24 protein-coding genes are annotated in these 25501 nt (G+C 55.4%); 8 read left to right on the forward strand and 16 right to left on the reverse strand.

What is annotated here, in order from left to right; translation table 11 throughout:
* On the forward strand, positions 1 to 299 hold a 299-nt coding region (locus BM069_RS08225; RefSeq protein ID WP_139216166.1), incomplete at its 5' end, for an integrase core domain-containing protein.
* 93 nt (positions 300 to 392) lie between these two features.
* On the opposite strand, the gene BM069_RS08230 is transcribed toward BM069_RS08225, so the two are convergent.
* The 4 genes from BM069_RS08230 to BM069_RS08245 all read right to left on the reverse strand — a co-directional run bounded on the left by BM069_RS08230 (position 393) and on the right by BM069_RS08245 (position 5559).
* Positions 393 to 1592 (reverse strand): alpha/beta hydrolase, encoded by a 1200-nt coding sequence (locus BM069_RS08230; protein ID WP_170846710.1) that lies wholly within the window; start codon positions 1590 to 1592, stop codon positions 393 to 395.
* A 153-nt stretch (positions 1593 to 1745) separates the two neighbouring features.
* Entirely contained in the window at positions 1746 to 2999 is a 1254-nt protein-coding gene (locus BM069_RS08235) for a dipeptidase (RefSeq protein WP_093322876.1), read from the reverse strand.
* A 19-nt stretch (positions 3000 to 3018) separates the two neighbouring features.
* Entirely contained in the window at positions 3019 to 3849 is an 831-nt protein-coding gene (locus tag BM069_RS08240; RefSeq protein WP_139216167.1) for an efflux RND transporter periplasmic adaptor subunit, read from the reverse strand.
* A gap of 78 nt (positions 3850 to 3927) precedes the next feature.
* Entirely contained in the window at positions 3928 to 5559 is a 1632-nt protein-coding gene (locus BM069_RS08245; RefSeq protein ID WP_212611524.1) for a metal-dependent hydrolase family protein, read from the reverse strand.
* Positions 5560 to 5615: 56 nt separating this feature from the next.
* Between BM069_RS08245 and BM069_RS08250 the strand changes: the two genes are divergently transcribed.
* Positions 5616 to 6659: a helix-turn-helix transcriptional regulator gene (locus BM069_RS08250; protein WP_093322881.1), complete on the forward strand. Its 1044-nt coding sequence runs from the start codon at positions 5616 to 5618 to the stop codon at positions 6657 to 6659.
* 699 nt (positions 6660 to 7358) lie between these two features.
* Here BM069_RS08250 and nusG read toward each other — a convergent pair.
* Positions 7359 to 7874: a transcription termination/antitermination protein NusG gene (gene nusG / locus BM069_RS08255; RefSeq protein ID WP_170846711.1), complete on the reverse strand. Its 516-nt coding sequence runs from the start codon at positions 7872 to 7874 to the stop codon at positions 7359 to 7361.
* A gap of 52 nt (positions 7875 to 7926) precedes the next feature.
* Positions 7927 to 9213, reverse strand: a complete 1287-nt coding sequence (locus tag BM069_RS08260; RefSeq protein WP_093322884.1) for an MraY family glycosyltransferase — start codon at positions 9211 to 9213, stop codon at positions 7927 to 7929.
* Positions 9214 to 9798: 585 nt separating this feature from the next.
* On the opposite strand from BM069_RS08260, the gene BM069_RS08265 reads away from it, so the two are divergent.
* Entirely contained in the window at positions 9799 to 10092 is a 294-nt protein-coding gene (locus BM069_RS08265; RefSeq protein WP_093322886.1) for a hypothetical protein, read from the forward strand.
* A 32-nt stretch (positions 10093 to 10124) separates the two neighbouring features.
* On the opposite strand, the gene BM069_RS08270 is transcribed toward BM069_RS08265, so the two are convergent.
* The 8 genes from BM069_RS08270 to BM069_RS08305 all read right to left on the reverse strand — a co-directional run bounded on the left by BM069_RS08270 (position 10125) and on the right by BM069_RS08305 (position 19654).
* Complete coding sequence (locus BM069_RS08270) at positions 10125 to 12311, reverse strand: polysaccharide biosynthesis tyrosine autokinase (protein ID WP_139216168.1); 2187 nt, start codon at positions 12309 to 12311, stop codon at positions 10125 to 10127.
* The gene (locus tag BM069_RS08275; protein WP_093322890.1) at positions 12308 to 12754 is read right to left on the reverse strand and encodes an arsenate reductase/protein-tyrosine-phosphatase family protein; all 447 of its coding nucleotides are present in this window, start codon (positions 12752 to 12754) and stop codon (positions 12308 to 12310) included. The genes BM069_RS08270 and BM069_RS08275 overlap by 4 nt, the downstream gene beginning before the upstream one ends.
* A gap of 11 nt (positions 12755 to 12765) precedes the next feature.
* Positions 12766 to 13827: a polysaccharide biosynthesis/export family protein gene (locus BM069_RS08280; RefSeq protein ID WP_093322892.1), complete on the reverse strand. Its 1062-nt coding sequence runs from the start codon at positions 13825 to 13827 to the stop codon at positions 12766 to 12768.
* Positions 13828 to 13971: 144 nt separating this feature from the next.
* Positions 13972 to 14484, reverse strand: coding sequence for a hypothetical protein (locus BM069_RS08285; RefSeq protein ID WP_139216169.1), 513 nt, complete (start codon positions 14482 to 14484; stop codon positions 13972 to 13974).
* 417 nt (positions 14485 to 14901) lie between these two features.
* A complete protein-coding gene (locus tag BM069_RS08290) occupies positions 14902 to 15636 on the reverse strand; it encodes a metallophosphoesterase family protein (protein WP_093322896.1) in 735 nt (244 codons plus the stop codon).
* An 89-nt stretch (positions 15637 to 15725) separates the two neighbouring features.
* Positions 15726 to 17321, reverse strand: a complete 1596-nt coding sequence (serA, locus tag BM069_RS08295; protein WP_093322898.1) for a phosphoglycerate dehydrogenase — start codon at positions 17319 to 17321, stop codon at positions 15726 to 15728.
* Between the two features lie 82 nt (positions 17322 to 17403).
* Positions 17404 to 18552, reverse strand: a complete 1149-nt coding sequence (locus tag BM069_RS08300; protein ID WP_093322900.1) for a phosphoserine transaminase — start codon at positions 18550 to 18552, stop codon at positions 17404 to 17406.
* Positions 18553 to 18721: 169 nt separating this feature from the next.
* Positions 18722 to 19654, reverse strand: a complete 933-nt coding sequence (locus BM069_RS08305; protein WP_093322902.1) for an L-lactate dehydrogenase — start codon at positions 19652 to 19654, stop codon at positions 18722 to 18724.
* A 119-nt stretch (positions 19655 to 19773) separates the two neighbouring features.
* Here BM069_RS08305 and serB point away from each other — a divergent pair, with 119 nt between their 5' ends.
* The 3 genes from serB to BM069_RS08320 all read left to right on the forward strand — a co-directional run bounded on the left by serB (position 19774) and on the right by BM069_RS08320 (position 21802).
* Positions 19774 to 20652: a phosphoserine phosphatase SerB gene (gene serB, locus BM069_RS08310; protein WP_093322904.1), complete on the forward strand. Its 879-nt coding sequence runs from the start codon at positions 19774 to 19776 to the stop codon at positions 20650 to 20652.
* 3 nt (positions 20653 to 20655) lie between these two features.
* Positions 20656 to 21414 (forward strand): TSUP family transporter, encoded by a 759-nt coding sequence (locus BM069_RS08315; RefSeq protein WP_093322906.1) that lies wholly within the window; start codon positions 20656 to 20658, stop codon positions 21412 to 21414.
* A 73-nt stretch (positions 21415 to 21487) separates the two neighbouring features.
* The gene (locus BM069_RS08320; protein ID WP_093322907.1) at positions 21488 to 21802 is read left to right on the forward strand and encodes a YciI family protein; all 315 of its coding nucleotides are present in this window, start codon (positions 21488 to 21490) and stop codon (positions 21800 to 21802) included.
* Positions 21803 to 21991: 189 nt separating this feature from the next.
* Here the strand turns inward: BM069_RS08320 and BM069_RS08325 are convergent, their stop codons facing one another.
* The gene (locus BM069_RS08325; RefSeq protein WP_093322909.1) at positions 21992 to 22987 is read right to left on the reverse strand and encodes an asparaginase; all 996 of its coding nucleotides are present in this window, start codon (positions 22985 to 22987) and stop codon (positions 21992 to 21994) included.
* Between the two features lie 169 nt (positions 22988 to 23156).
* Between BM069_RS08325 and BM069_RS08330 the strand changes: the two genes are divergently transcribed.
* Positions 23157 to 23693, forward strand: a complete 537-nt coding sequence (locus tag BM069_RS08330) for an invasion associated locus B family protein (RefSeq protein WP_093322911.1) — start codon at positions 23157 to 23159, stop codon at positions 23691 to 23693.
* 117 nt (positions 23694 to 23810) lie between these two features.
* Positions 23811 to 24815 carry a Hint domain-containing protein gene (locus BM069_RS08335; protein WP_093322913.1) on the forward strand — a complete coding sequence of 335 codons (1005 nt, stop codon included), beginning with the start codon at positions 23811 to 23813 and terminating at the stop codon, positions 24813 to 24815.
* Here BM069_RS08335 and BM069_RS08340 read toward each other — a convergent pair.
* Complete coding sequence (locus BM069_RS08340) at positions 24804 to 25499, reverse strand: helix-turn-helix transcriptional regulator (RefSeq protein ID WP_093322915.1); 696 nt, start codon at positions 25497 to 25499, stop codon at positions 24804 to 24806. The genes BM069_RS08335 and BM069_RS08340 overlap by 12 nt on opposite strands.
* Between the last annotated feature and the right edge of the window lie 2 nt (positions 25500 to 25501).

Here is a 25501-nt window from a genome sequence, read left to right on the forward strand (position 1 = left end):
GAAAGCCTTTGGCCATTCGCGTGGACAATGGCCCTGAATACGTCAGTGGTCGATTGCAGACTTGGGCCGAGAACGCCGGGATCGGCCTAATCTACATCCAACCCGGAAAGCCGCAGCAGAACGCCTATGTCGAACGCTACAATAGGACAGTCCGGACAGAATGGCTGGGGCGGTATCACTTCAACAGCATCGAGGAGGTGCAAGACCACGCCACTCACTGGCTCTGGACATACAACAACGAAAGACCAAACATGGGGATCGGTGGCGTGACGCAGATACAGAAATTGAAAGCAGCTTAGATTCTACTGACGCGCCCCTCTAAAAATGGGGGGATTACCATACGAGCGCTTGCGACTTGTTCTAACAGCTTTATCGCTCAGCATCTGAGCGCATTACTCTGCGATTAGATGCACTTCGAAGAACTCAGCCACGCGACGGACAGCTTCCGCAGCCTCAGGCGTGCCCCAATGACCATGGAAGCAGTGTTGCATCGCGTCGTGGGCGTCTAGTTCCGCTTCGTGCCCGGCGCTTCGCAGGACGCCGTACATACGGATACCATCGCTCATCTGGATTTCCTTGGTCCCGACTTGCACCATTGTTGGGGGGAAGTCGCGGCCCTCAAAATTGTCATAAACAGTCGAGTAGCGTGGGTCCTGTACTTTGTCCCCAACGACGCCCAGCATCGGCCAGACAGAGTCCACCAGGTGATCAACGTTGGTCCGCGGGTCATGGTAGCGCAGGGTCCAGGTTGAATCGCTGTTGAATGAGAAATCTGTTTGAGGACTCTGCATAACAACCGCCGCAGGCAGTGCGCCGCCACGATGCGACATCTCGTTCGTAGACATGGCAACCAGTCCACCTCCCGCCGAACATCCGAAGATGCCGACATCTTCGGGCGCATAGTCGCCCCCGTCACTAGTGAGCGCGTCAAAGACGTCGATCACCTGATCGCGCTGATCCAGAATATCCCAGTCTGGTGCGGGCATGAGTTTGTAATCGACCGAAATGATGTCGATGCCCATGATGCTGGCCAGCGGTGCCGTTCGGTCAAACGTCGTTTCGGGCGTGTTGCCGTAAAAAGCCCCGCCGTGAAGATGGAGCAACACTTTGCCCGGGTGGCGGTTTTCGCTGGGCTTGATCATGACCGTTCTTACACCGCCGTGCTCTTGCACTTCCGTGGTCAGATCGAGCGTCGTCAGCAGTTGCTTACCGGCCGCTTCCATGGGGTCGATAAGCTCATCATGCAGTGACTGCCATGCTCCATAATCTGTCGGGTCCGGATACCCCTCCCAACTGCCCGTGAGCCAATTGGGTGTCCAGTTGATCATGATTTCGCGCATTTCGGGGCTGACGAAATCAGGAATATGCGTGGGAAAGAACTTGTTTCGGTTCGGATCGTCAGGATCCGCGTTGAAGGTCGCGATGGATAGCAGCCGCCGGACATCTTCGTGGCATGCCGCATTCTGGCGTTTTTCGCTGAGTGCGTCACAGGCGTCTCTCAACTGGGCCATCTCGCTGTTGAGTTGATCCAGCGCTTCGGCGCCCCCCCCCGACGACAAGATGTCATCAACGCGCTGATAGGCGTCAGACATCAGCGCCCAATGCGAAGAATATTTTTCTGTATTGGATATGGCGGCAGTAGCGAAACCTGCAATTGCTAAGAACACTGGCAGTGATAGCTTGCGATTACCCATTGGTTTACCTCTCTGTGGATCAGTTTTCTTGTTCGTGTGGGTTGAACCCACTCACTTGGCCCAGTTCGCCTCGTAGACTCGCATCAAGTTTTCACCGAGGAACCCGCGAATGTCCTCTTCGGTCCATCCATGGTCATTTTCGAGGATGGCAGCGATGTCCCATATGTTTTCCGGTGCGATGTTGCTAGCAGGACCGCCCATCCCCAGTTCCGGCGGGTAGATGTCGACGTTGGTAATGTCGCGTTCGAGGAAAGCGACGTAGTTGTGGACATAATCCGTTGAAAAGCAGACCCGGTCGCGACCAATCATGTCGGCAATGTAGACCACGTGCTCGACAAATCGTTCCGGCGATGCGTTACCTTCGGCGTTAAGAAACAGACCAGCACCGACCGGGCAAACCACACCGCCGGTCGACGCGACGGCCTTGATGGCCTCGTCAGAAATATTGCGGCCTGTTTCGAACAAGCCTGACGCGTTGGAATGAGACGCAATAATGGGTTTCGTGGCGATTTCAGCAGCTTCTATTGCCGTCTGGTTGGACGAGTGGGACACATCGATCACGATGCCATTGGCTTGCGCCACTTTGACCCACTTACGCCCCAGCTCCGTGAGGCCCATGTCCTGCGCGCTGCCCCCACCGGCGAGCATGTTGTTGGCGTTATAAACGAAGTTCGCCGTGCGCACGCCCCCCTCATAGGAACGTTCGGCGTGTCCCTTCATATCATCCGCCACGTAGTCTGAGCCCTGAATGTTGTACATCACCCCTAATTTGCCATTCAGTTTCGCCTGACGCACATCTTCAGTGGTGGCGATTTTCACTGCCCCTACTTCTTCGATGATAACATCGGAATTGGCGATCACGTCGTAGGCAGTCTGACCTTTTGGGATGGCATCCGGGAAGGCATAGACCGAGCCCGAAGTGAGGGTCATTCCGGCGTCCATGTTGCGGCGTAAGGCTCGCGTGAAACTCTCTTCGTCATTGTCAATAATCCCGACAGAAGCCGGCATGAGCGAATTGATGGCGATAGCATCTGCATATTTTTCGCGTGCCGCATCCGCGCATGCCTGCTCCTCCGGCGTGCGGACGAGATCATAGGCCTCCGCAAGAAACTCAATACGTGCGGCAAGGACTTCGGGCGATTTGCCACGCGGGTTAAACAGAGGGGCTGTAACGTCGTCTTCGGAAACAAATCCCGCCTGCGCGTTATATCCGCCGTCCACGTGTTCGTGTCCGTGCGGGATATCGTGCGCGAAAGCACAGAACGGCATGGCAATTGCGATCGTGGTTGTCGTCAGTTTTTTCACCGCTGTTACCCTCTCTCGCTCAGTTCTCTTTTTCGTATGATGTGACCTGAACTTTCATGCCCGGGCGCAACAGGAATTCGGGGTTTGGAAACTCAGCAATGCTATAGCCAATCCCTGTTTCCGGATCGAATTCAAAGGGGGTTGCGACCAGCCTGCCTTGATGCGGAAACGCGGTTCCACTCGGCAACTCTAACTCGAGAACGAGGCCTTCCATAACGCTGTCATGTGTTTCGCCTGCGAGGATGCGCGCTTCGTGGCGTTCAAACGTGCCCTCGACACGAACATGGATTGGGTCAAGCTGGTACAAGGTCCCTATTTCCGGTGACTCCGCGACGACGTTGGCATTGTCACGAAAGCGCGGTGCGCTCATCTGACCATCAAAGGGCGCGTAGATTAACTGAAGGTCAGACAAAGCCTTTGCCTTTTGCGCATTCAGATCCGTGATTTCGACATGTGCTTCGGTAGACTTCACCCGCGCCCGCGCTTCTATGATATGGACTTCGGGAACGGAGGTTGCGCCTAGCTTTTCCATTCTGGCAAGGTCCGCCCGAGCTAGTTCCAGATCGGACAAAGCCTGTATATGGTCCAGTTCAGCGATACGCGCATCCCATTGCTTAAACACTTGGTCGAACGTCACCAGCAGATCGCCTTGTTTGACCATCTGGCCTTCAATGAAATGTACCGTTTCGATCTGGTTTTCAGCGGCCGCAGATACATCCCAGCTTTTGGCAGGAACAACGATGCCGTTGCCTTTTGCACTGAACTCTCCCAGATCGCTGTTCTGTGCGTGCGCCAAAGGAGCGCATAGCAAAGCCATGAACAGTGCTGCGCGCCGCAGTTTTTTCCTCACGTGTCTCTCCAATGTCTGTTGTTTTGGGGTGGCTCGCGAATGGGCGGTGCGGACGAGGTATACCGCCCCGCCCACCGCTCAGTTCAGCGTGTTCTTGTAGATCACGCCATCCTTCATGATCAGGTTTATCGTCTCAATACCGCGCGTGCGCGGCTCAGCATTGAACCATTTGGGGTTGCCACCAAGGACGGTGATGTCCTCCAGCGGATTGCCATCGATAAGCAGAATATCGGCATAAGCGCCTTCCTCGATCACCCCCAGCGGGGCCGGATAAGGATTGCTGCCGCCTGTCAGAGCGGCCAGCTTGCCACCTGTCGATGTCATCGCTTTCAGTGTCGCATAGTTGCCGAAGGTATCTGCAAAAATCCATTTCTCATGATCGCGGTGGTGCCGCGCCGCCATCCCATTTGTGCTGACAATATCGATGGAAAACACGATGTTCGGCTGCACTTTGCGGATAACCTCAGCAAAATTCTTGGTGCCTTCCTTCATCATCAGCGTACGCGCATACTCGAATGTTTTCGGGTTGCCATACACAGGATGCGTCAGGATGTCTTCGCTCATGACCGCCGCGATGTAAGGAGAAATGAAGGCGCCTTTTTCCTTCATCAGCATGGCGGTTTCTTCTTGCATAAATTGGCCGTGTTCGATGGACATAACGCCAAGGTCGAGCGCGCGGCGTATGGCTTTGTCCAGATATAAATGCGCGGCAACGTAGGTTCCGCGCGTAGCTGCCTCTTCCACGGCCGCAGTTATTTCGGCATCGGTGTATTGCGATGCATCAAATGGGCCTTTATTACTCGCAACACCCCCAGCCATCATGATCTTCATATGTGTCGCACCGGCGTTGAAGTTCTTTCTTACAGCGGCGCGCACCTCATCTGGGCTGTTGGCAAGGTGGTAAATGCCATTCCTGAATGTGCTGCTTTGCAGAGGATCAGTTTGGCTTTCGAACATAAGGTCCCCGTGTCCGGCCGTTTGGCTGATCATCCCGGCGACACTGTAAATTCGGGGGCCTTCCATAAGACCTTTGTCGATGACGCGTCGCAACCCGTCGGCCATGCCCCCCATATCACGCACAGTCGTAAAGCCATCGTAGAACCACTCAAGCGCGGCGGACGACGCGTGCGCCGCCATGTAGTCCCACCTCGCCATCTCCATGCCGGGACGCCCATTATCCATTGAAAGGTTCAGGTGCGTATGGCTGTCGATCATGCCTGGCATCAGGGTACGCCCACCGCCGTCAATGATATTGGGCGCCAATTCGACTGTCTGCGTGCCTTCTTCGCCCTCGACAAAAAAAGTATATCCCGATCCGCCACTATGGATTTGCGAGTACAACGGCCCGCTTGGGCCAGCATCGACCTCCCAAGTGCCTGCTTCCGGAATATCTTCTGCAACGGTGTGAATTTTATTCCCGACGACAAGAACATCGAGGTCCAGCAGGCCATTGGTGGTTCCGTCGAACACCATGACATTCTTGAATAAGGTGACTGACGGCGCTTCCTGCTGTGCAAAGCTGCTACAGGGCGCAACAGCAAAAGCGATTGCAACCAGTGTCGTATGCACATTCAGTGCAATGCGATGTTTCCGTGTCATATGTTTGAACCTTTTCTCAATGGTCTTTTTGCTTGCGCCAGGTTTCGCGGTAGTCGAGCGCTTATCCGTACAGAACACAATTGCAATACGCGCTGAAACATGCACGATCATTGCAGATCTAATGAAATAATTTTGGTCCATATTGAACCTTTTGAGACGCGCTCTTGATGAAGCAGAAAACAAAACAAACTGTTGTACCAGTTGTCGTGTCCGCCATGGCGCAACCCTTTCTCGCCGTCGCCCTGAGGGAAGGTGCCGACACCTCCACTATGCTCGAACCCAGTGGCGTGACGTCTGCCGACATTCTTGAAGGCAAAAAGATGATGTCCGGTCAAAGTTGGTACGATTTCATAGACAGGGTTGCAGCAGCCGTTGATAATCCGTTTCTCGGGTTTCACATAGGTTCGGGTACGGCAATCCAAACGCTTCCAAACCTGAAAAACCTGGAAATGGGCGAGGCAACACTAGGGAACTTGCTGACAACAATGGTCATTGAGGCCGAAAGCCTGACCACTCTTGCGGACTACGAACTGGTCGTGAAAGGGCGTGAAGCAACCTTGCGCTCTCAAAGATCTTTTCGCCCATCAAGCAATCCGGTTCAAGCAGATGGGTATTTTGCTGGGTTCCTGTACCGCTTGTTGCGCGAATGTTGCGGAGACGCATGGGAGCCCAGTGCGTTTAAGGCGCGCATTTGCGATCCCGAGGCGTTGCCCAAAGACATACATTCAGCGAGCCGCGTTATGGGTGGGACACGTTCCGGTGTAGAGTTCCGCTTCCCCAGCACGTGGTTGTTGCTGCTCGATCAGGGGCAAGCCAGCCAGACACCGGAAATCAACGATGTCCGCGACACAAGCTTCATGTCGCAGGTGTCGATGCTTCTCGAGCTTCACCAGAGCGATCCAAACATAACCCTTGAGACATTCGCCAAACTGATTTCGTTGAGCCCGAGCGAGGCGAAGCGACAATTCGCAAAGCACAAGACAACTTTTCACAGAGAATTGGACGCATGCCGTTGCGCAAGGGCGAGACGTCTCCTAAGCGAGACAGACATGACGATGGCTCAAATTGGTGATCAGGTCGGGTTCCCTGAATCTTCCGCGTTCTGCCGAGTATTCAAAAGGTGGGAAGGCATGTCTCCCGGGAAGTATAGGCAGGGCAGGAGCACTGTTAGCTTACAGGAGTTAGCACAGTCGAGGGTGCTTCGGGCCTGAAACCACCTTGCGTTGCTGCCGAGAAAGCCTGGACCATGAACCGTTTTGAAGGTCGCCTTAGATCTTTGCGGCATTTCTGAATCGTGACTGCGTTGAAGGTCCGGTCTCGGCCGTTCTCGGTCGGTGGTGCGCAAATTTCGAATGCGCACTAGGGGCTCGTTTCTGCCATTAGCTGCAACTAGCACCAAGGGTTGGACTTGGGCCTGTCGCGACCGTTCGAGCCAATCGGCTGGAGGCCTAAGAAGCCCGCACAGCGGTCATTGGAGGCACCTAGGGCGAGAGTGCATTCCATGAAAACTGCGGGAAGCCTTTGTTCTTATTAGATATTTCGAGATTGGTCTCCAACTCCGTCGGAGTGGGGTTGGCTAGTACGCTGAGGGTCTTGAGACCCGTCGATGGGGTGGGGTCAATTAGTAGGGCATTAGTAGGGCGTGTTCGTCATACGTTCTGAAAGGCGATGCAAGGGTATACAAAGAAGAGGCCAGAATTAGTCAAGCAATCGTAAGGTGTTATGCGATTGACTGCGGCGGCATCAGGTTCTGTCCAATAACTCGACGTCAAAATTCGTAATGATGGGGTCGTAGGTTCGAGTCCTATCAGCGGCACCACTTCCCAAAATTGCAAAAGAAGCCTTGCGGTTACTCGCCTTTGAGGCTGGTGGGCGGGGCTTCTTTGGGTTTCGTCAGATCGCGATGTTAGTCAGACGGCGTCGCGAAGAGGGACTGCATCCAGTCGGTCGCGAGCAATTTCTGTGCGTGTGACTCGGCCCAGTATTTCCAACAAAAGCCCGACACGTTCCGAATTGGAAAGAATGGCAACCTCTGCAATCATACCCTGAAACGGGCCGGAGATGACCCTCACATTGTCGCCTAGAGAGAGATTGTCTCGGGGTTGGTAGGCGTCGGTTGGGCCGCAGTTTGCCTTGATGGACTCCACGAAACCTTCCGGCAGGACGGCAGGCAGTGACCCAAGGCCACTGACCAATCGCTGAACGCCAAATGTGTTGCCAGCTTTGCGCCAGGTGACAGGGTCATTGGTGGCCTGCATAAACACATAGCCCGGAAAAAGCAGTTTGTTGGATGGTTGCGGCTTTTTGCCTGGCTTTGAGGTCACAAGCTTGGGCGCAAAGACGTGAAAGCCCTGTCTTTCCAAATTGATCTTTGCCACGTCATGTCGGTTGGGTTTGACTTGGATGGCGAACCAGTCTTTGAGCATTTTGTAATCCATCGTCTTGGGGCTGCAGCTCAAATTCTGTGAGATTATGAGATTAGGCGTCTTCGTTCACAGCAGCCTTGAAGGTGTTTTCGAGGGTACGAGTCTCCAAAACCGGTGCTTCGCGTTGCGCCGTCTTACGTTTGAGATCCGCATGAACCGGTTCAAGCTTGTAGCTTGGCGTTCCGGTATCGTCGGATTGATTGATTCTGAGCGTGGTTGGGTGCTTTGCAGGCTTGGCAAAGTCCGGTGCACCCTTCAAGGATCGCGCGACAGCTTTGAAACTGTCGAGAAGCTTTTTGCGCGTTCCGAAGTACAGCCCAAAGGAAAATGCCAGACCAAGAAGCGCCCCGATGTCACTCTTGGCAGCGAAGACTGCCCAAACTGCCGGCAGCACAATGACGGGCTGCATAAACAAGGTCGCAAGGGGATTAGACCAGGTTTGAGCAACCTCGTCTCTTAGACACTGATCCATCACACGCTTGACGATGTGGTGATAGTGAAGCTTGTCCGGCTGTCCGATCGGAGCCCGCTTTTTGATCCGGCGCAGAATGGCCGCGGTTGTATCGGCAAAGGGCAGGAAGACACACAAAAGCACAGCCCAAACCGAAATTTCTGGATGGCGGTGGATCAGCAGCACGCCGATCCAGCCAATCACAAACCCGAGGCTGTAAGCTCCGGCATCTCCTAGAAATAGCTTCCCAAAGGGATAGTTGAGCAAAAGGACGCCAGTCGTAGCCGCAAAGGTCGCAGCGCAAAGGGCAAGGATTTGGGCATCGCCAACGGAGTAGGAAATTGCGCCCAAAGATGCGCAGGCGGCCAAAGCCATTGTCGATGCCAACCCGTTCATGCCGTCGATCAGGTTAAAGGCGTGGCAGAGCGCGGCCACTGAGAAGACCGTTAAAATGGCGCTGAAGAACGTGAGTTTAAGCAGATCGTCAAGACCTGGTGCGACTCCATCCTGAATGGATGCGCCCGTTGCATAAATCGCCAATGCAGCGCTGGTGGCCGCCGCCGCCAGGCGCAAGCGAGGAGAGGCCGTCAGTCCGATGTCCTCTGCCAGGCCAGCAAAAAACACAGGCATTGCAGCCAGCAGAACCAGAACAATCGGTTGATCCAGACTCATGTGAACGCAAGCCGCCGCAGTGAGCCCCAAAGCAACTGCCACGCCGCCAATGCGCGGGGTGGGGTGCTCGTGCATACTTTGCACCTCAAGGCCCGCGTGTCCCTTGGAGGTGTAACGGACGTGGGCAGAACGTGTTTTCAGGATGATTAGGGAGGTCACCCAGCTAAAAATGGCTGCAATCATTACTGACAGTGCCACGGGCAGCGTCGCGAGCATGGCAATTTACCTCCAACTCAATACAATTGGGGCCGGAATAAGGCACCTCAAAAATTCACATCCTTGAAATTGGAAATTCTTTCATCAATTTCGTTCAAACCTGAGAAACCATTTTAGGTTTAGCGATGCATGATGCAAATCGTTTTTGGCTTTCGTGCCAATCACTTCACCTTGTTCTCATGTTGAGACTACTTTGAATCAGCTTTTTGCGGCAAGGCCTATTTACCAAATATTAACGTTTTTAGATGTGAACCTAGGGAAAGTTCCTAAATGTAGGCAAAAATGTGGCATTGACAACAAGTGCCGAGGTCGTCCGGTCATAAATGGACATAAGTCGGTGTGCAGAACTCGAATCAAGAGGGCTCGTCTGTACCGGAAGCAGGAGCGGGTCTGTTCTTCAGATCTGTTGTGTTGTGGCGTATTTTTACGACTTTGCGTCGAGCTTGACGTGATCCACTTAGTCTTAAGCCAGGTTATTGGAAACGGTAGCCATGGTTGATAAAAATCTGTTAAGATTTGTAGGCACGCATTGAGAATCTGGGGATATATCTTGCGAGCTTACACTCATGAATTGGAGAGCTCATCGTGAGCAAAGACGACATTTGCAATCTCGCTAAGCCTCAGGAGCTTGTTTTCGCGATGGAGCGGGATCTTGGGCTGGATCGTTTTTCCAATGATGAGAAGAAAGTCATTTATGCGTTGACGAAAATGCGAGAGCAGGAACTTTTTGAGGTTCCGAGTTCGAACATCATGCACCACGACCTCTGCGCGACCATTTCCAAGCCTACGTTTTATCACTGTTTGAAGCGATTGGTAGATGACGGGGCGATCGTCCGCTCCGGATCCGTCAGAAGCGGTCTGTATCGACTGTCGCTTTAAGCTTTTTGCCCATTCGGGCATGAGATTGATAGCTATTCACGTGATTTATAGTCGTATCTATAGTTCTGAAAAGAGTACTCTCTGCCACCTATCAATTTCTTTGGGTCGAATCCATTCAGAATGGCGCCGGTGAAGGACAATCCGTCGTTCTCGAACGTCCTCAAAACCGCTTCGACTTCACCAACAGGAGTTTCATCAAAACGAGCAACCAATAGAGAAACACCTGTGTGTTGCGCAATGATTGAGGCGTCGGTGACGGCTAGTACAGGTGGGCAGTCCACGATAACCAAATCGAACTGAGAATTTAGATCCTTGAGCAAGTCTTTGAAGTCGGGTCTGGCCAATAAATCGGCCGGGTTCGGGGGGTATTTTCCGCAGGGAATAAATTCCAGCCCGTCAACCTTTGTTGCTACTTTGGCGTCTTCGAGTGGCGTGTCTCCGGCAAGGATGTCGGCCAGCCCAGCGTCGTTTTTCTTGGCACCAAAAAATTTGTACAACCGCCCGCGCCGCATATCACCGTCAATCAGGCAAACACGTTGACCGGACTGCGCCGCGACAACAGCAAAGTTGGTGGAGATAAAGGACTTCCCCGCAGTTGGCGCAGGGCTAGTGATTGCCACCGATTTAGACGAGGCATCCAACATTCCAAAATGCAGACTGGTTCGAAGGCTTCGAAATGCCTCCACAGCCAAGTCAGTCGGATCAGAAATCGCCAAAATTGACCTGGCGCCTTTGGAGCGGCCGGCGCGTTCCTCAATTTTGGATCGGTTGATTGTGGCAAAGACTGGTAGACCGACTTCTTCGAGCTGCGCACTTGACCGCACGCCGCGGCGCAACGCGTTGCGCAGCAGAACGATCGCTGTTCCAATGACAATTCCGAGGATAAGCGCTAGGCCCAAAACTCTACTCTTGCGAGGCGCAACTGGCAGGCTCTTAGATTGGGCCTGGTCCACTATTCTAATGTGGCCCAAGGAACTGGCCTGAAGAACGCGCAGTTCTTGCGCACGCCTGAGCATTTGGAGATAGGAATCCTGGTCGACCTCCAAAGCGCGGGTCAGGGCGATCACATCTCGCTGAATTTGCGGTAGATCTACCGTTTCTTCCCGCAATTGTTCAATGCGTTGTTGGATCAAATTCTTGTTGTCCAGGAGTTGGGCATAGACGGGATGATTAGGCGTATAGCGTTCCTTGAGCTCTAGCTCTTCGACTTGGAGACGCCGCAACTCGTTGTCCAGTAGGCTGATTTGCGTGAGCAGGGTTTCTGTCTCAAGTCCCAGATCCACTGTGGCTTCAGATTGTTTGAAGCGGTTGAGTTCATCCTCGGCAGCCTCGACCTTTTTACGAGCTATTGGCAGCTGGCTTTCCACAAATTCCAGACTTTTTTGCGCCTCAGCGGCGCTTCGGCGCACATTCTGGGCAACATAGGTCTGAGAGATCGCATGAAGCGTGCTCTGTGCTGTCTCGTGACTTCCGGCTGTGAAACGGAGCTCCAGAATACCGGAGTTCCGCCCTTTCTCGCTGACACTCAGGTTGGAGCGGACGTTTGCAACGGCTTTGGATTCGGGGATCTGGCTCACTTTGAAAACCTTGCCGGCGTCGCCTTCCATCTCACCGACACGGATTGCAAAATCGTGCTCAGTGTCGGAAACGATTTCACCCACAGTTCCCTGCAGCTCCTGGTCGTTTGGCAAACTAAGCGAAAAGGTTTGATCGGGCAGGACTTTTAGCCAGATGTCTTCGTCCAACCATTCCGGCGGTACGCGCAAAAGATCGAGGCGTAGCTTTTCTCCCCCAGTCGCGTAGGGCCGCAAGAACTCATAGTCGGGAAGCTCAAACGGAAGGCGTGTCAGGAGATAACCCAGTCCGGGAGCAAAGGTTGGCCCGGCCTGCCAATCCAGATTTAGGTTCGACACGGCTTGGCCGATAACGAGACGCGACTTTAGAATCTCTATTTCGGTTGTGCTTTGGGGAACTTCTCCTGACAGTTCTGTCAGAGCGGTGGGTACTGAAAGATTGGCCTTATTATCTTCCAGTTGCAGGAGGGCGTCTGCCTGATATGTCGGTGGCGTGTTCAGTGCGACAATGGTGCCGATACAGCCGATCAGAAGCGTACAGCCAAGGATTGTCCACTTGCCGGCCCAAAGAGATTTCATCAATTGGAGAAGGTCAATCTCGTCGTCTGCAACGGGGGCTTGAGTTCGGGAGTTTTGCTGGCTCACTTGGTCGCCCCCTTCGGCGTTAGTTTTTTGGCCCAAGCGCTTGCGGCCGCAAAAATTCGATCAAAAACCGCTTCGTGAAAATCTTGCAAGCGCTTGAAAGGGTCTGGAATGTCTTCCGCTTTCGCCCATTGGTCAAACAGCATCGTTTTTCCCGATAATTCCGGGAATTTACGCGTGATGTGCGCCTTGTGGCCCTTTTCCATCACCAAAATCAGGTCCGCTTGAGAGCCGAGATCAAAGGTGAACTGTCGGCCGGCATGTCCGGCAAGTGATATATCATTATCACGTGCAACCCGTTCGGCGGTCTCATCCGCAGCGTGACCTTCAAGGGCCGCAATGCCTGCGGAACTTACCGATAGGCCTGGGGCCATCTTTTGCAGCACACGCTCTCCGACCGGAGATCTGCAAATATTCCCAACGCAAACAACCAATACTTTTTCCATGGGATCCTAAATCAATTCACAATGTCACTTGCCGAATTTACCGCAATGATGGTCGGGAGGATGCGGGAAATTGTGTCGTTCCATTCAATCAGCGGCGACCGGGTTACATATACAACATCGTCTTCCATTAGTGTAAATCGGGTGCCCAAAATCCAGCCATTTGGAGTTGTGGTGTCGAGTTGGAAAACCGTCGGTTTTTGAGGGGAACCGCGAAAGACAAAGACCCCCCGAGCGTCGCTTCGCACGTGCACGAGGCCACCGCGGTAGGTCAAAGCTTGCGTCAGCGAGATTTGCTCCTCCGAAAGGTCGACAACGTCCGGTTCGTCAACCTCGCCCAAGATAAAGGCCTCTTCAACACGGCGTTCAGGCACGTTGACGATGTCGCCTGGTTGCAGCGTTGGGTTGTTTTCCAAATAGTTGGATTTTAGAAATCCGTCCAAGTCGACTGTATAACGCTTGCCCGCCCGCTGCAGAGAAATGCGGGCAGTGTCGGCTTCTTCTGTATAGCCGCCAGCCGCGTTGATTGCCTGCAGCAGCGTCAAAGGAACCGTTGTCAGGGCCTGATGGTTCGGAGTTTCGACTTCGCCGCCAACTACGACTTTTTGTGAATCGTAGGACACGACTTTTGCGACCACCTGTGGTTCGGGAATAATGGTGCGCAGTCTTTGAGTGATGTCATTTCGGACAGCCTCTATGGAACGTCCGGCTGCCGAAACTTTTCCTATGTGCGGATAGAAAAATGTGCCGTCAGATTGAACCAGAAAGCCGTTGTCGATGGCGTTCATGTCCGGGCCTGCCGGCATGTTCAACTCGGGATGATCATAAACCAGAATGCTGAGAATATCGCCGGCACCGATCACATATGACCAGCTGTCGGTTTTGGGCAAGGAAGCCCGTTTGGTGGGCCGGGCGGGCTGATCGTAGCTACCGATGTTCGCTGAGGTAAGGCGCACGACTGTATATTGCTCGGTGCTCTGCGCATCTTGCTCGGCTTCGGTTAGTGGAATGGAAGTCGTTCCATCACTGCAGCCCAAAAGAAAGCCGACGATAGCCAGCGAGGCGAAAAAACGCATAAATAACCTACCCTCGATTCAATGTAGCTTTTATATCCGTATCCGGTTGCTAGATGTCAATTTGATAATAGGTCGCTGATTTCTAAGCAATCCTTTGATCTTTCGGTTTTTTCGCGTTGCGCATGATATTTGACCTGGATGATATCAGAAGCGGCGGCGAAGTCGAAAAAATGCGAGCAATCCGAACATGGACAGAAACAAACCTGACATGTCTCCGATGATGTAGGCGGCGAAGTCTTCCGGATTGAAACCCAAGGCGAAGTTGGTGGAAGAAGAGGTCAGAACTGAAGCAATCAGACCAATCAAGACGACACCGATCCAACTCACCCGACCTCCGCCCTTGCCCCCAAGCGGAAATCCAATTGCACCCAACGCAAGGAAAAGTGCGGGTGCTATGCTGACCTGCAAGACCGCCGCGAAGAAATGCGACAGCGAGAATCCGTCAATTCCTGTGATGCTAAGGAAAGCCAGACAAACGCCGGGCAAAAGCATCGGAGCAGCGGTAAACCCAAAAAGCCAAGCCGTCAGAACTCGAACGCCATGCGGGAGAAAGATTAGCTGTGCTTCGTTTGCGAACTCGATCGACCCAACGTCAGCGATCCAGTTTGACGCCGGCATGCTTATGGCGAACGCCGCAACATATAGTGCAGAAGCCAAACAAGCATTCTTGATAAAATCTAACATTCGGAACACACGGTAAGGAACGCTTCACCATAGCGTTGAAGGGACAAAATGCAAATGCGCTGGAGACTTTGAATATGGCTGGTTGGCCTAAAATTTGTCGACCGCATCCGCGCCGATAAGTTCGCAAATTGGCATACACATGCGATTTTTGTCAGATCGTAGCAAAGATGTGGCTGCTTTAACTAAAGAATAGCGAAGTCCAATCATTATCTCTGCCTGAGAGACAGCGGAGGTCACGATGGATTTGCTATCACTTATCAGTATTTTTGTTGCGTTTGTTGCGGGACTTGGCCTTGCTGCGGCGTTGGTCGATGTGTGGGCAAAGTGGCTCTTCCGTCAGGTGTGAAAAGCGACTTTCGTTCGAAACGAGCTTTGAATTTTTCGGGGCTGTCATTTGTTGGGCGACATGGCGGCACGACCCTCAGGCGTCAACTGCCAAACCTGCCCATTTTCAAAAACCGCGGCGCAAAGAGGGCGGCCGAATGCGGCCCCGCCATCAAGATCGATGCGGTTGCCAAAATGGGTTGCCTTTTTCAGTGCGGTGTGGCCGTGAACAACCAGCCACGGGTGAGGGGTTGCATCGTCGATAAACCCTTGCCGGATCCAGACCAGATCATTCTCGCTTTGCTCCCCCAACGGCACCCCGGGTTTGATGCCAGCATGCACAAAAAGAAGGCCATTCTGTTCATGAAAAAGGCGCAGGGATTTTAGGAAGGCAACGTGGTTTTCCGGAACCGCCGTTTTGGCTCTTTCATGCAGAGCACTCAATCGTTCTTGTTTTGAGACCGTCACACCGTAGCTTTCGAGAGTTTGAACACCTCCCAGCTTTTCGTGGAGCCAGGAGTATTCCACCAGCAAGTGCGGGTCGTGGCGTGGGGTGTCTTCCATGAACCATTCAAACATCCGGTCGTGATTGCCTTTGAGGCAGATCCAGTTGCGGCCGGCCTCTACACCCCGACGCAGGCGTTCAATCACACCGCGGCTTTCGGGGCCGCGATCCACGTAATCACCAAGAAACACGATATGGGCATCAGCGCCGCCATCGGCTTTGATGCGCGCAAGCATGTCGTCCAGCAGGTCAAGGTGGCCGTGGATATCGCCAATGGCGTAAATCGGTTGGTTCATAAAAGGCACTCATTTCATCTAACTGAATGGCTAAACGAAAAGCGCCGCCCGAAACAGGGGCGGCGCTTTGATTTTCTTCAACGGATCGCTTAGGCCACGTCAAAAGCCAGCGGTTTGATCTGACGGAACATGCCGGTTTCCGCGAGCTGTGCGCGGGCTTCGGCAGGCACGGGCGCGTCCACGTACAAAAGCGCGATGGCTTCGCCGCCGACGTCCGCACGGCCCAGCGTAAAGTTCGCGATGTTCACGCCGTTGGTGCCCATGGTTTGACCCAATGTGCCAATGATGCCCGGTACGTCTTCGTTGGTGGTGTAGAGCATGTTGGCACCGACCTCGGCATCGATATTGATGCCTTTGATCTGGATAAAGCGCGGCTTGCCGTCGGAGAACACGGTGCCCGCAATGGAGCGTTCGCGCGCCTCGGTCACAACGGTCACTTTGATGTAGCCGTCAAAGGTGCCGGACTTGTCCTGATTGGTGGTGGAGATCTTGATGCCACGCTCTTTTGCAACCACGGGCGCGGAAACCATGTTCACGTCGGGGTTAGCCTTTTTCATGATGCCCGCCACAACAGCACAGTTCAGCGCGGCGAGGTTCATGTCAGAGACAACACCGTCGTAAAGGATGTTGATGGCCTTGATCGGCTCATCCGTCATCTGACCGGAGAACGCGCCGAGGTGATCGGCAAGTTTGATCCACGGGCCCATGACCTTGGCTTCCTCAGCAGTCACGGATGGCATGTTCAACGCGTTTTCAACGGCACCGGTCAGCAGATAGTTCGACATCTGCTCGGCCACCTGAAGCGCCACGTTTTCCTGCGCTTCAGTTGTGGCTGCGCCAAGGTGTGGTGTGCAGACAACGTTGTGCAGGTTGAATAGGGCGTTTTCCTTGGCGGGCTCTTCTTTGAACACGTCAAAGGCGGCGCCGGCAACGTGGCCGGATTTCAGCAGTTCTGCGAGCGCCTCTTCGTCCACCAGACCGCCGCGGGCACAGTTGACGATGCGCACGCCTTTTTTGGTTTTGGCGAGGTTTTCAGCCGACAGGATGTTGGCGGTCTGCTCGGTGAACGGCACGTGCAGGGTGATGAAGTCGGCGCGCGGCAGCAGCTCTTCGAGTTCGACCTTCTCGACACCCATCTTCGCGGCTTTTTCCTCAGACAGGAAGGGATCGTATGCGATCACTTTCATCTTCAGGCCACGGGCGCGGTCACAGACGATGCCGCCGATGTTGCCTGCGCCGATCACGCCGAGGGTTTTGTTCGTGAGCTCGGTGCCCATGAACTTGGATTTTTCCCATTTGCCGGCGTGAGTAGACTCGCTGGCTTCAGGAATTTGACGCGCCACGGCGAACATCATCGCAATCGCGTGTTCGGCGGTAGTGATCATGTTGCCGAACGGTGTGTTCATCACGATCACACCTTTTTTCGACGCGGCTTCCTTGTCGACGTTGTCGGTGCCGATGCCTGCGCGGCCGATGACTTTCAGGTTGTCGGCCTTTTCCAGCAGCTTGGCGGTTGCCTTGGTGGCGGAGCGGATCGCGAGGCCGTCGTATTGGCCGATCACTTCGGCCAGTTTGTCTTTGTCCTTGCCGAGGTCGGGCATGAAGTCGACGTCGATGCCGCGATCACGGAAAATCTGAACGGCGGTTTCGCTGAGTTTGTCAGAGACGAGTACTTTGGGAGCCATGTTGAGCGTCCTTTATGTCGGGGGCCGGTTCGGCCTGAATGGAATAAGGGGAGGCCCGGCGGTGTCGCCGGGCAAAATTCGCTTACGCTTGAGCTGCGATCTCGGCCTCAAAGGCCCATGCGAGCCAAGGCAGCATCGCTTGCAGATCAGCGGTTTCAACCGTGCCGCCACACCAGATGCGCAGGCCGGCCGGCGCGTCGCGGTAAGCGCCGATGTCCAGCGCGATGTTTTCGGCCTCAAGACGTTTGGCGACGGCTTTGGCAAAGGCTGCACCGTCCTGGATCCGGTCATCCGTGAACTTCAGACATACAGAGGTGTTGGAGCGCGTCGCGGCGTCCTCGGCCAGGTTGGCGATCCAATCATTGGCAGCGCAGAAATCAAATACCGCCTGCGCATTGGCATCGGCACGGGCGATCAGACCCTGAAGACCGCCTTCAGAACGGGCCCAGTCCAGCGCAAACAGGTAATCTTCGACCGCCAGCATCGACGGCGTGTTGATGGTCGCGCCGGTAAAGATGCCTTCGATCAGCTTGCCGCCTTTGGTCAGGCGGAAGATTTTCGGCAGCGGCCATGCGGGGGTGTAGTTTTCCAGACGCTCAACAGCACGCGGGCTCAGAACGATCACACCATGCGCCGCTTCGCCGCCCAGCACTTTCTGCCAAGAGAATGTTGTCACATCCAGCTTGTCCCATGGCAGGTCCATGGCGAAAGCGGCGGAGGTGGCGTCACAAATGGTCACGCCTTCGCGGTCGTCTGCGATCCAGTCGGCATTTGGCACACGCACACCGGAGGTGGTGCCGTTCCATGTGAAGACAACGTCGTTGTTTTTGCTGTCGACAGTGGCGAGATCCACGATCTGGCCATAGTCGGCGGTCTTCACCTCGGCGTCGATTTTCAACTGTTTCACAACATCGGTGATCCAGCCGGCGCCAAAGCTTTCCCATGCGAGCATTTCAACTTTGCGCGCGCCAAGCATGGACCAAAGTGCCATTTCAACAGCGCCGGTGTCGGACGCGGGCACGATGCCGATGCGGTAGTCTGCGGGGATGCCCAGAACTTCGCGGGTGCCTTCGATCGCGGCCTTCAGCTTATCCTTGCCAATAGCGGCACGGTGGCTGCGACCCAGAGCGGCGTCTGCGAGTTTGGTGACATCAAATGTGGGGGGTTTGGCACAGGGGCCAGAAGAAAAACGCGGATTTGCCGGCCGCGTTGCCGGTTGCTGAGTAGCCATCAATGCTATCCTTACAGATATCTGCCTCTCGTTGGGGAGAGGTGTCCCACCGACGGGGATAGAGAGGATGCTGCGGCTGCACAACAGGAAAAATATCGCATTCGCGACCAATCTTGAGTCAAATCCGGCGCGAAATGACCACTATCGGAAACTTGGGAAGGTTGGCGCGCTACACATGCACCGCATCTAGTGTGTCTTTGAGCATCTGGGCGGATGCCTTTAGCGCCAGTCGTTCTTCGGCGCTGATTTCCGGCATGACGTCGCCCAAAACACCGCCTTTCCCCAAAATGCGGGGCAGGGAGAGGGGCACGTCGCGCACGCCTTCGATCTCGGGTGTCATGATCGACACGGAATGCACGGACCGCTCATCGCCGCCAATCGCCGCGACCAAACGTGCTAGCCCAGCCCCGATACCGTAATAGGTCGCACCTTTGCCTTCGATGATGCGATAGGCGGCACGTCGCACGCCAACGTCAATTCGTGCACGGACGTCTTCCGTCACCGGTTTTCCGCGCGCCAGGGCCACGTCTCCAAAAATGGATGCGCCGACGGCTGCGGAAGACCACGACAGGACTTCGCTGTCGCCATGTTCGCCAAGCACATAGGCATGCACGGAGCGCGGATCGACATCGAGGTGCTGGCCAAGCAAAACGCGGAAACGCGCCGTGTCCAGAATGGTGCCTGACCCAATCACGCGATGCGCAGGCAAGCCGGTCAGGCGCACCGTGATGCCGGTCATGATATCAACAGGGTTTGACGCAATCAGCAGGATCGCGTCCGGCGCGTGGTTTAGAACTTCGCCGGTCACGATGCGGAACACCTCGGCATTTCGCGCCAACAGATCGAGGCGGGTTTCACGGGGCTTCTGGCTGACACCGGCAGCTATGATAATAACTTCGGCGCCGGTCAGGTCGGCGTACTCACCCGCACGTATATCAGTGGCAGAGCCAAATGGTGTTGCGTGGCTAATATCTTCGGCCTGTGCTGCGGCCAAGGCCGGATCAAGGTCAATCAGGACGATTTCCCGCGCCGAGCCTAGCAAAGCAACGGCATAGGCGGCGGAGGCGCCAACCTGTCCGGCACCGACGATTCCGATTTTCATGAGGTCGCTCCTTGCTTGACAGGATTCGTGTTAGCGATAACGCAATCCCGGTCTGGTGTTAAGCCGCGCGGCATGGTCTATGGCGCATAGCTGCATTGAATTAAGCAAAAGGCCCGCTGATGTTTGTCGCAACTCTCCTGACTTCCCCTGCCAATCCGACCCTTGATCCTGCGCTGGTCGAGAACCTGCGCAATGCGTGGGGAGGTGGTGACGCACAATGGCTTGCCCCGGGCGAGGCGGCAGAATTTGCCCTGTCAGAAATGCCTGACAATCAGTGGGATGTCTGGGGCGATCTGCAAAAACTGGGTGTAGACCTAGTGATCCAGCCTGCCGAGGGGCGACGCAAGAAGATGCTGCTGGCCGATATGGATAGCACCATGATCCAGCAAGAGTGTATTGACGAGCTGGCGGATGAAGCTGGCGTTGGTGATCGGGTCAAAGACATCACCGCACGGGCGATGAATGGCGAATTGGATTTTGACGGCGCGCTGACAGAGCGTGTTGGCTTGCTGAAAGGTCTCGATGAGTCTGTCATTGCCAAAGTTCTGGCCGAACGCATCACTTTTATGCCCGGCGGCAAGGCGCTTTTGGCCACGATGAAGGCCAACGGCGCCTATGCGGCGTTGGTCTCCGGTGGCTTTACCGCTTTCACCGCCAAGGTGGCTGCGGATCTCGGCTTTGACGAAAATCGCGCCAATACGCTGTTGACCGATAACGGCATGCTGACCGGAGATGTCGGGCGTCCGATTTTGGGCCGTGAGGCCAAGGTTCAGGCCCTGAAAGAGATCACAACGCGCCTTGGTTTGACCCATGGCGATGTGATGGCCGTGGGCGATGGCGCCAATGATCTGGGCATGTTGGGATTGGCCGGCGCCGGTGTTGCGCTGCATGCAAAACCTTCAGTCGCGGCGGAATGTGACATTCGCATCAACCACGGTGATTTGACTGCGCTGCTCTACATCCAAGGCTATTCCAAAACCGAGTTTTCCGAAGGCTGATCCATGTTTGAATTTGGTATAGAGGCGCTGCTGATACTCTTGGCAGCCGGGTTTTTCGCGGGGTTTGTGGATGCCATTGCCGGCGGTGGCGGGTTGATCACCTTGCCGGCCCTCATGATTGCAGGTGTGCCACCGGTGCAGGCGCTGGCGACCAACAAAATTCAAGGTATGTTCGGGTCCGGCACCGCCGCCTACAGCTACGCCAAAAGCGGTCTGGTGAACCTCAAGGAACAATGGCTGCCCGCCTTGCTTGCGGGGCTGGCCTCGCTTGCTGGGGCCTTGCTGGTCTCATTTTTGCCAACCGACTGGATTCGCCTGATCTTGCCGGTTCTGCTGATTGGCATAGCTCTCTTCTTTGCTCTGCGCAAAGACCCAGGAGAGCTTGACCGTGCGGCGCGACTGTCGCCGCTGGCGTTCACATGGACAGCAGTGCCGTTGGTTGGGGCCTATGACGGGCTGTTGGGACCGGGTGCAGGCAGCTTTTATATGATCGCCTTTGTTGCGCTGGGCGGGTACGGCATTCTCAAGGCCACGGCGCATACCAAGCTTTTGAACTTCGCCTCCAATGTCGGCGGGTTGGCCGGGTTTATCCTTGTTGCAGAACCCCTTTGGGCGATTGGACTCGCCATGGGGCTTATGCAAGTGGCGGGGGCTCGCCTTGGAGCAAAGATGGCGATGGCAAAGGGCGCGCGCCTGATCCGACCGTTGCTTGTGGTGACGTCCGTGGTGCTCGCAATGAAACTCCTGTGGGACGTTCTCTGACGCCGAATTTTGGTAAATTCGGGAATCATGGGACACTGATCGCTCAGTTTGTTGTTCCCAAGGAGAGTATCCCATGCCCAAATTTATGCTCATTTACCACGGCGGAGGCCGCCCCGAGACCCCTGAGGAAGGTGAAAAAGTCATGGCCGCCTGGGGCGCTTGGATGGAAGGCATTGGTGCTGACCTGATTGATGGCGGCAACCCTGCGGGCATGTCCAAAACCGTTAGCGCCACTGGCGTGGCGGATGACGGCGGGTCCAATCCTGTTTCCGGATATACGTTGATCAACGCGGCGGATATCGATGCCGCCTGCGAGATCGCAAAAGGCTGTCCGATCCTCGAGGGTGGACAGGGGACTGTTGAAGTCGCGGAAGCGATGGAAATGTGACGCGCCGTCTCCCGCGGCAGCAATTTTTGCCGTCGCAGGAGCCTCCGGCGGGAGTATTTGGGCAAGAAAGAAATTAGTCCCCTACTTCTTTCTTGCGAAAGTACTCAAACAGGCTCAGCGCAGCTGAGCCACGCCCAACCGCGACGGGCACCCGAAAGGATGTCTGTCGCGGGCGGGAGCGCTGTGCCTTCAAAGAAGTGCTGCACCTGCTTTCATCACACCTGTTTGCAGCCCGTCCCAATTTTGGATCGGAGCATCAAGGTATTTCTTGGCCTCGGGATGCGCCGGATCAAGCGCACCGAGTTTGGCGAGAATAGCAGCGATGGCGTTCTCGGATGCGCGAGTCGCCCCATCCACGATCTTGAGCGCCACGCCCAATCCCTGTTCCGGCAGCATCGCGATGAAATAGGCTTCGGCGCCGGTTTTTACGGCCACGGTGTGTCCCATCGCGCGCATCAGGTTGGTGCAGGCGCGGCCTTCGCCGGCAACGTATTCGGGATGCTTTGCCATAGCCGTGCGCAGGCGGGCGGCGGCGGTTTCGCGGGTGCCGTTGCCTTCGCGCGCGGTGGCAAAAAACGCCATGGCGCGTGCCATACCGTGCAGGGTGGCGGCATGGTTGGGCGCGGAGCATCCGTCGATGCCGTAGCCTGCGCTGGTTTCCTGAGTCAGCTCTTCGTGCGCGGTTAGAACGGCCTGCTGCACCGGATGGTCGATGTCGCAGTATTCGGAATGCCCACCAAGGTGCTTGTTCAACGTCAAAAAGCCCGTGTGTTTGCCCGAGCAGTTGTTGTGAACGCGGCAGACCGGATCGTTGCAGCGGATCAACTCGTCGCGGATGCCAATGTCGCGGGGTTCTTGCGGGCCACAGCGAAGGTCTTCCTCGCTCAACTCTTGCGCCGCGAGCCAGTCGCGCACCATGTCGTTGTGGATGGCCGACGCGTTGTGGCTGGCGCAGGCCAGAGCCAAATGCGTTTCGGTCAAACCGGCTTTATCCGCCGCGCCGCTTTCTACCAATGGGAGCGCTTGGATCATCTTTGAGGAACTGCGTGGCAGCACAATCGCGTTGGGATCGCCCCATGCGTGCACAATCTCACCTGCGCCATTGCAGACCACGGCGTGGCCGTGATGAACGCTCTCGAGAATGTCTCCGCGCCAAATTTCCGTCATCAACACCGGATCAGTCATAATATCTCTCATTATTGAGGGCAATTTTGTGCCGACAGGCCTTTCGCCTATGGGCGCATTTAGGTTAGACTCACCGCATCGAGACAAAAATGTCCAGCCCACTAGAAGCGGCGCATAAGTCGGGGCGGGCAGATAATTGAGGCAAGTCACAGCTTGGAGGCTGTTGAGAATGGGATCACGTTTTGTGAAAGCCTTTATTGCGACAGCAGGACTGTCGCTGGCGGCATTTGGCGCTCAGGCGCAGGAAACCAGTGAAAATCAAGTCGCGGCGAACACCGATTGGAGTGTCTTCGTAGAAGAAAATGGCGGCAACCGAGAGTGCTGGGCGGTCAGCACCGCGAAGGAAAGCGTCAACACGAAGAACGGAAACATCGTTGCCGTGAAACGCAGCGATATCTTGCTCATGGTGGCCTATGTGCCTCAGAAAAATGTGTCCGCTCAGATCGCCTTTACGGGTGGCTATCCATTCGCGGCGGGGTCAACCGTTGGCGTGGACATCGACGGGAAAACCTTCACGCTTTTTACCGAGGGTGAATGGGGATGGGCCGGATCGGATTCGATTGACGGTGAAATCGTGACCGCGATGATGCGTGGAAAATCTGCGGTTCTGTCGGCGCAGTCTTCGCGCGGGACCAAAACCAAGGACACGTTCTCGCTTCTTGGGTTCACCGCTGCGGTCGAAGACGCGAAAAAACGCTGCCAATAAACCAATCGGTCCGTTAACGCGGGCCGGCTGATCCCTGCCAGGGTCATCACTGCCACATCGTCACCAGGGGGAGATCGCCGGACAAACCGGCGACACCAACAGGCGTGAGGCATAGGTATGGCAGACCCAAGGTTTACCGAAATAAAATACCGTGGCCCGGGGACGCAGGACTTTATCGAAGTCTCTGTGGATGCGGGTACGGACGTGTCCGGTATTCAGATCGTTGTGTACCATCCAAATGGAGGTGTCCGATCTGTTAACGGCGTTGGCAATTTTGATGACACCATGTTCGGGCAGGACGTCTATTCTCTGGATGCAGCCGTGCACAAGAATGGGGCGATCGCCTTAGTTGTTGATGGCGTCGTGATTGACTTTGTGTCCTTTGACAGCGTTGTGACCCCGACAACAGGGCCGGCCGCCGGCATGTCGTCCACGCAAATCGGGTCAACCGGCAACAACCAGAACGAATCGGTACAGCTGGATGAGAATGGCAATTGGGTTGCTGGCCCTCTGAATGAAGGCACAATCCCCTGCTTTCTCATCGGCACCAAAATTGCCACCCGACAGGGTGAGGTCGCGGTCGAGGATCTGCGTCCGGGCGATCAGGTCATGGTGCGGGACGGTGGTTTTGCGCCTCTGCGCTGGATTGGAAGCTATACCACCGATGCGCGCGGGCAGGCGTTTGAAAAGGCCGCGCCGATCAAGATTCCTCGTGGGGCGATGGGCAAAGGTCAGCCAAGTCGCGATTTGTATGTGTCGCCAAACCACCGGATCTGGATGCGCGATGCCAGTTTCGAAATGTTGTTTGAAGCGCGTGAAGTTTTGATCCCCGCCAAACAGCTTGTGGGGTGGTGTGGGGTCACTCAGGTCAACTATGTGCCGCAACCGGAGTATTTTCACTTCTTATTTGACCGGCACCAGATCGTCCTATCGGATGGTCTGTTGACCGAGAGTTTTCATCCTGGCGAAGTGACTCTGGATCAGTTTCAGCACGAGGCGCGCGACGAGTTGCTGCGCGTGTTCCCCGATCTTATGGATGTTGCCACATCCGGCAAAACCGCGCGGCGGTGTTTGAAATCCTATGAGGCGCAACTGGCGCTGGATGCAAAATCAGCCGCCTGACGGATGCTCTGCATAAAACCGTTTGAGGTAGGTGGCGAGATCCTTGCCGTTTTCCTCGGTATAGGTTTCGCCGGTGTCCAGGCAGGTCTCGATCCGGTCGATGCGAAAGACGCGGAAATCTTCGCGGACCTCGCACCAGCCGGTCATTGTCCACGCGCGACCCCAGTATTCCATTTGCAAAGGTCTGATGCGGCGGCGGGTGCGGTTGCCATTTAAGGCAAGGTATTCGATCGCCAAAACCAGCCGCTCGCGAATGGCGCGGCGGATGAGAGGCATGAGTTCGAAGCTCGCCTCCACTTCGGGCGCGGCAAAAATTTCTTTGCCAAATCCGTCAAGGGTGCCGAACATCGGGTTTGGCATCGCCTGATCCACTTTGGCCAACACGCGATTGGCGGCGTCTTGCAATTCGGCATCCGCGGTCTGCCTTACCAAAGCTGCGCCAAGGTGCAGCGCCTCCAACTCGACCTGCGTCAACGCCATCGGCGGCATGAACACCGGTGCCCGCAGGATGTAGCCCACCCCGCGCTCGCCCTCGACCGGAATGCCGCTTGCGACCAGCGTGTCCATGTCGCGATAAATGGTGCGGACCGACACCTCCATGTGCTCTGCCAAATCAGACGCGCGGTGCAGTCGCCCGTTGCGCAGAATCTGGATGAGGTCAAAAAGGCGGTCGGTCCGGCGCATAG

Source organism: Shimia haliotis (genome assembly GCF_900114415.1).
Classification (GTDB): Bacteria; Pseudomonadota; Alphaproteobacteria; order Rhodobacterales; family Rhodobacteraceae; genus Shimia; species Shimia haliotis.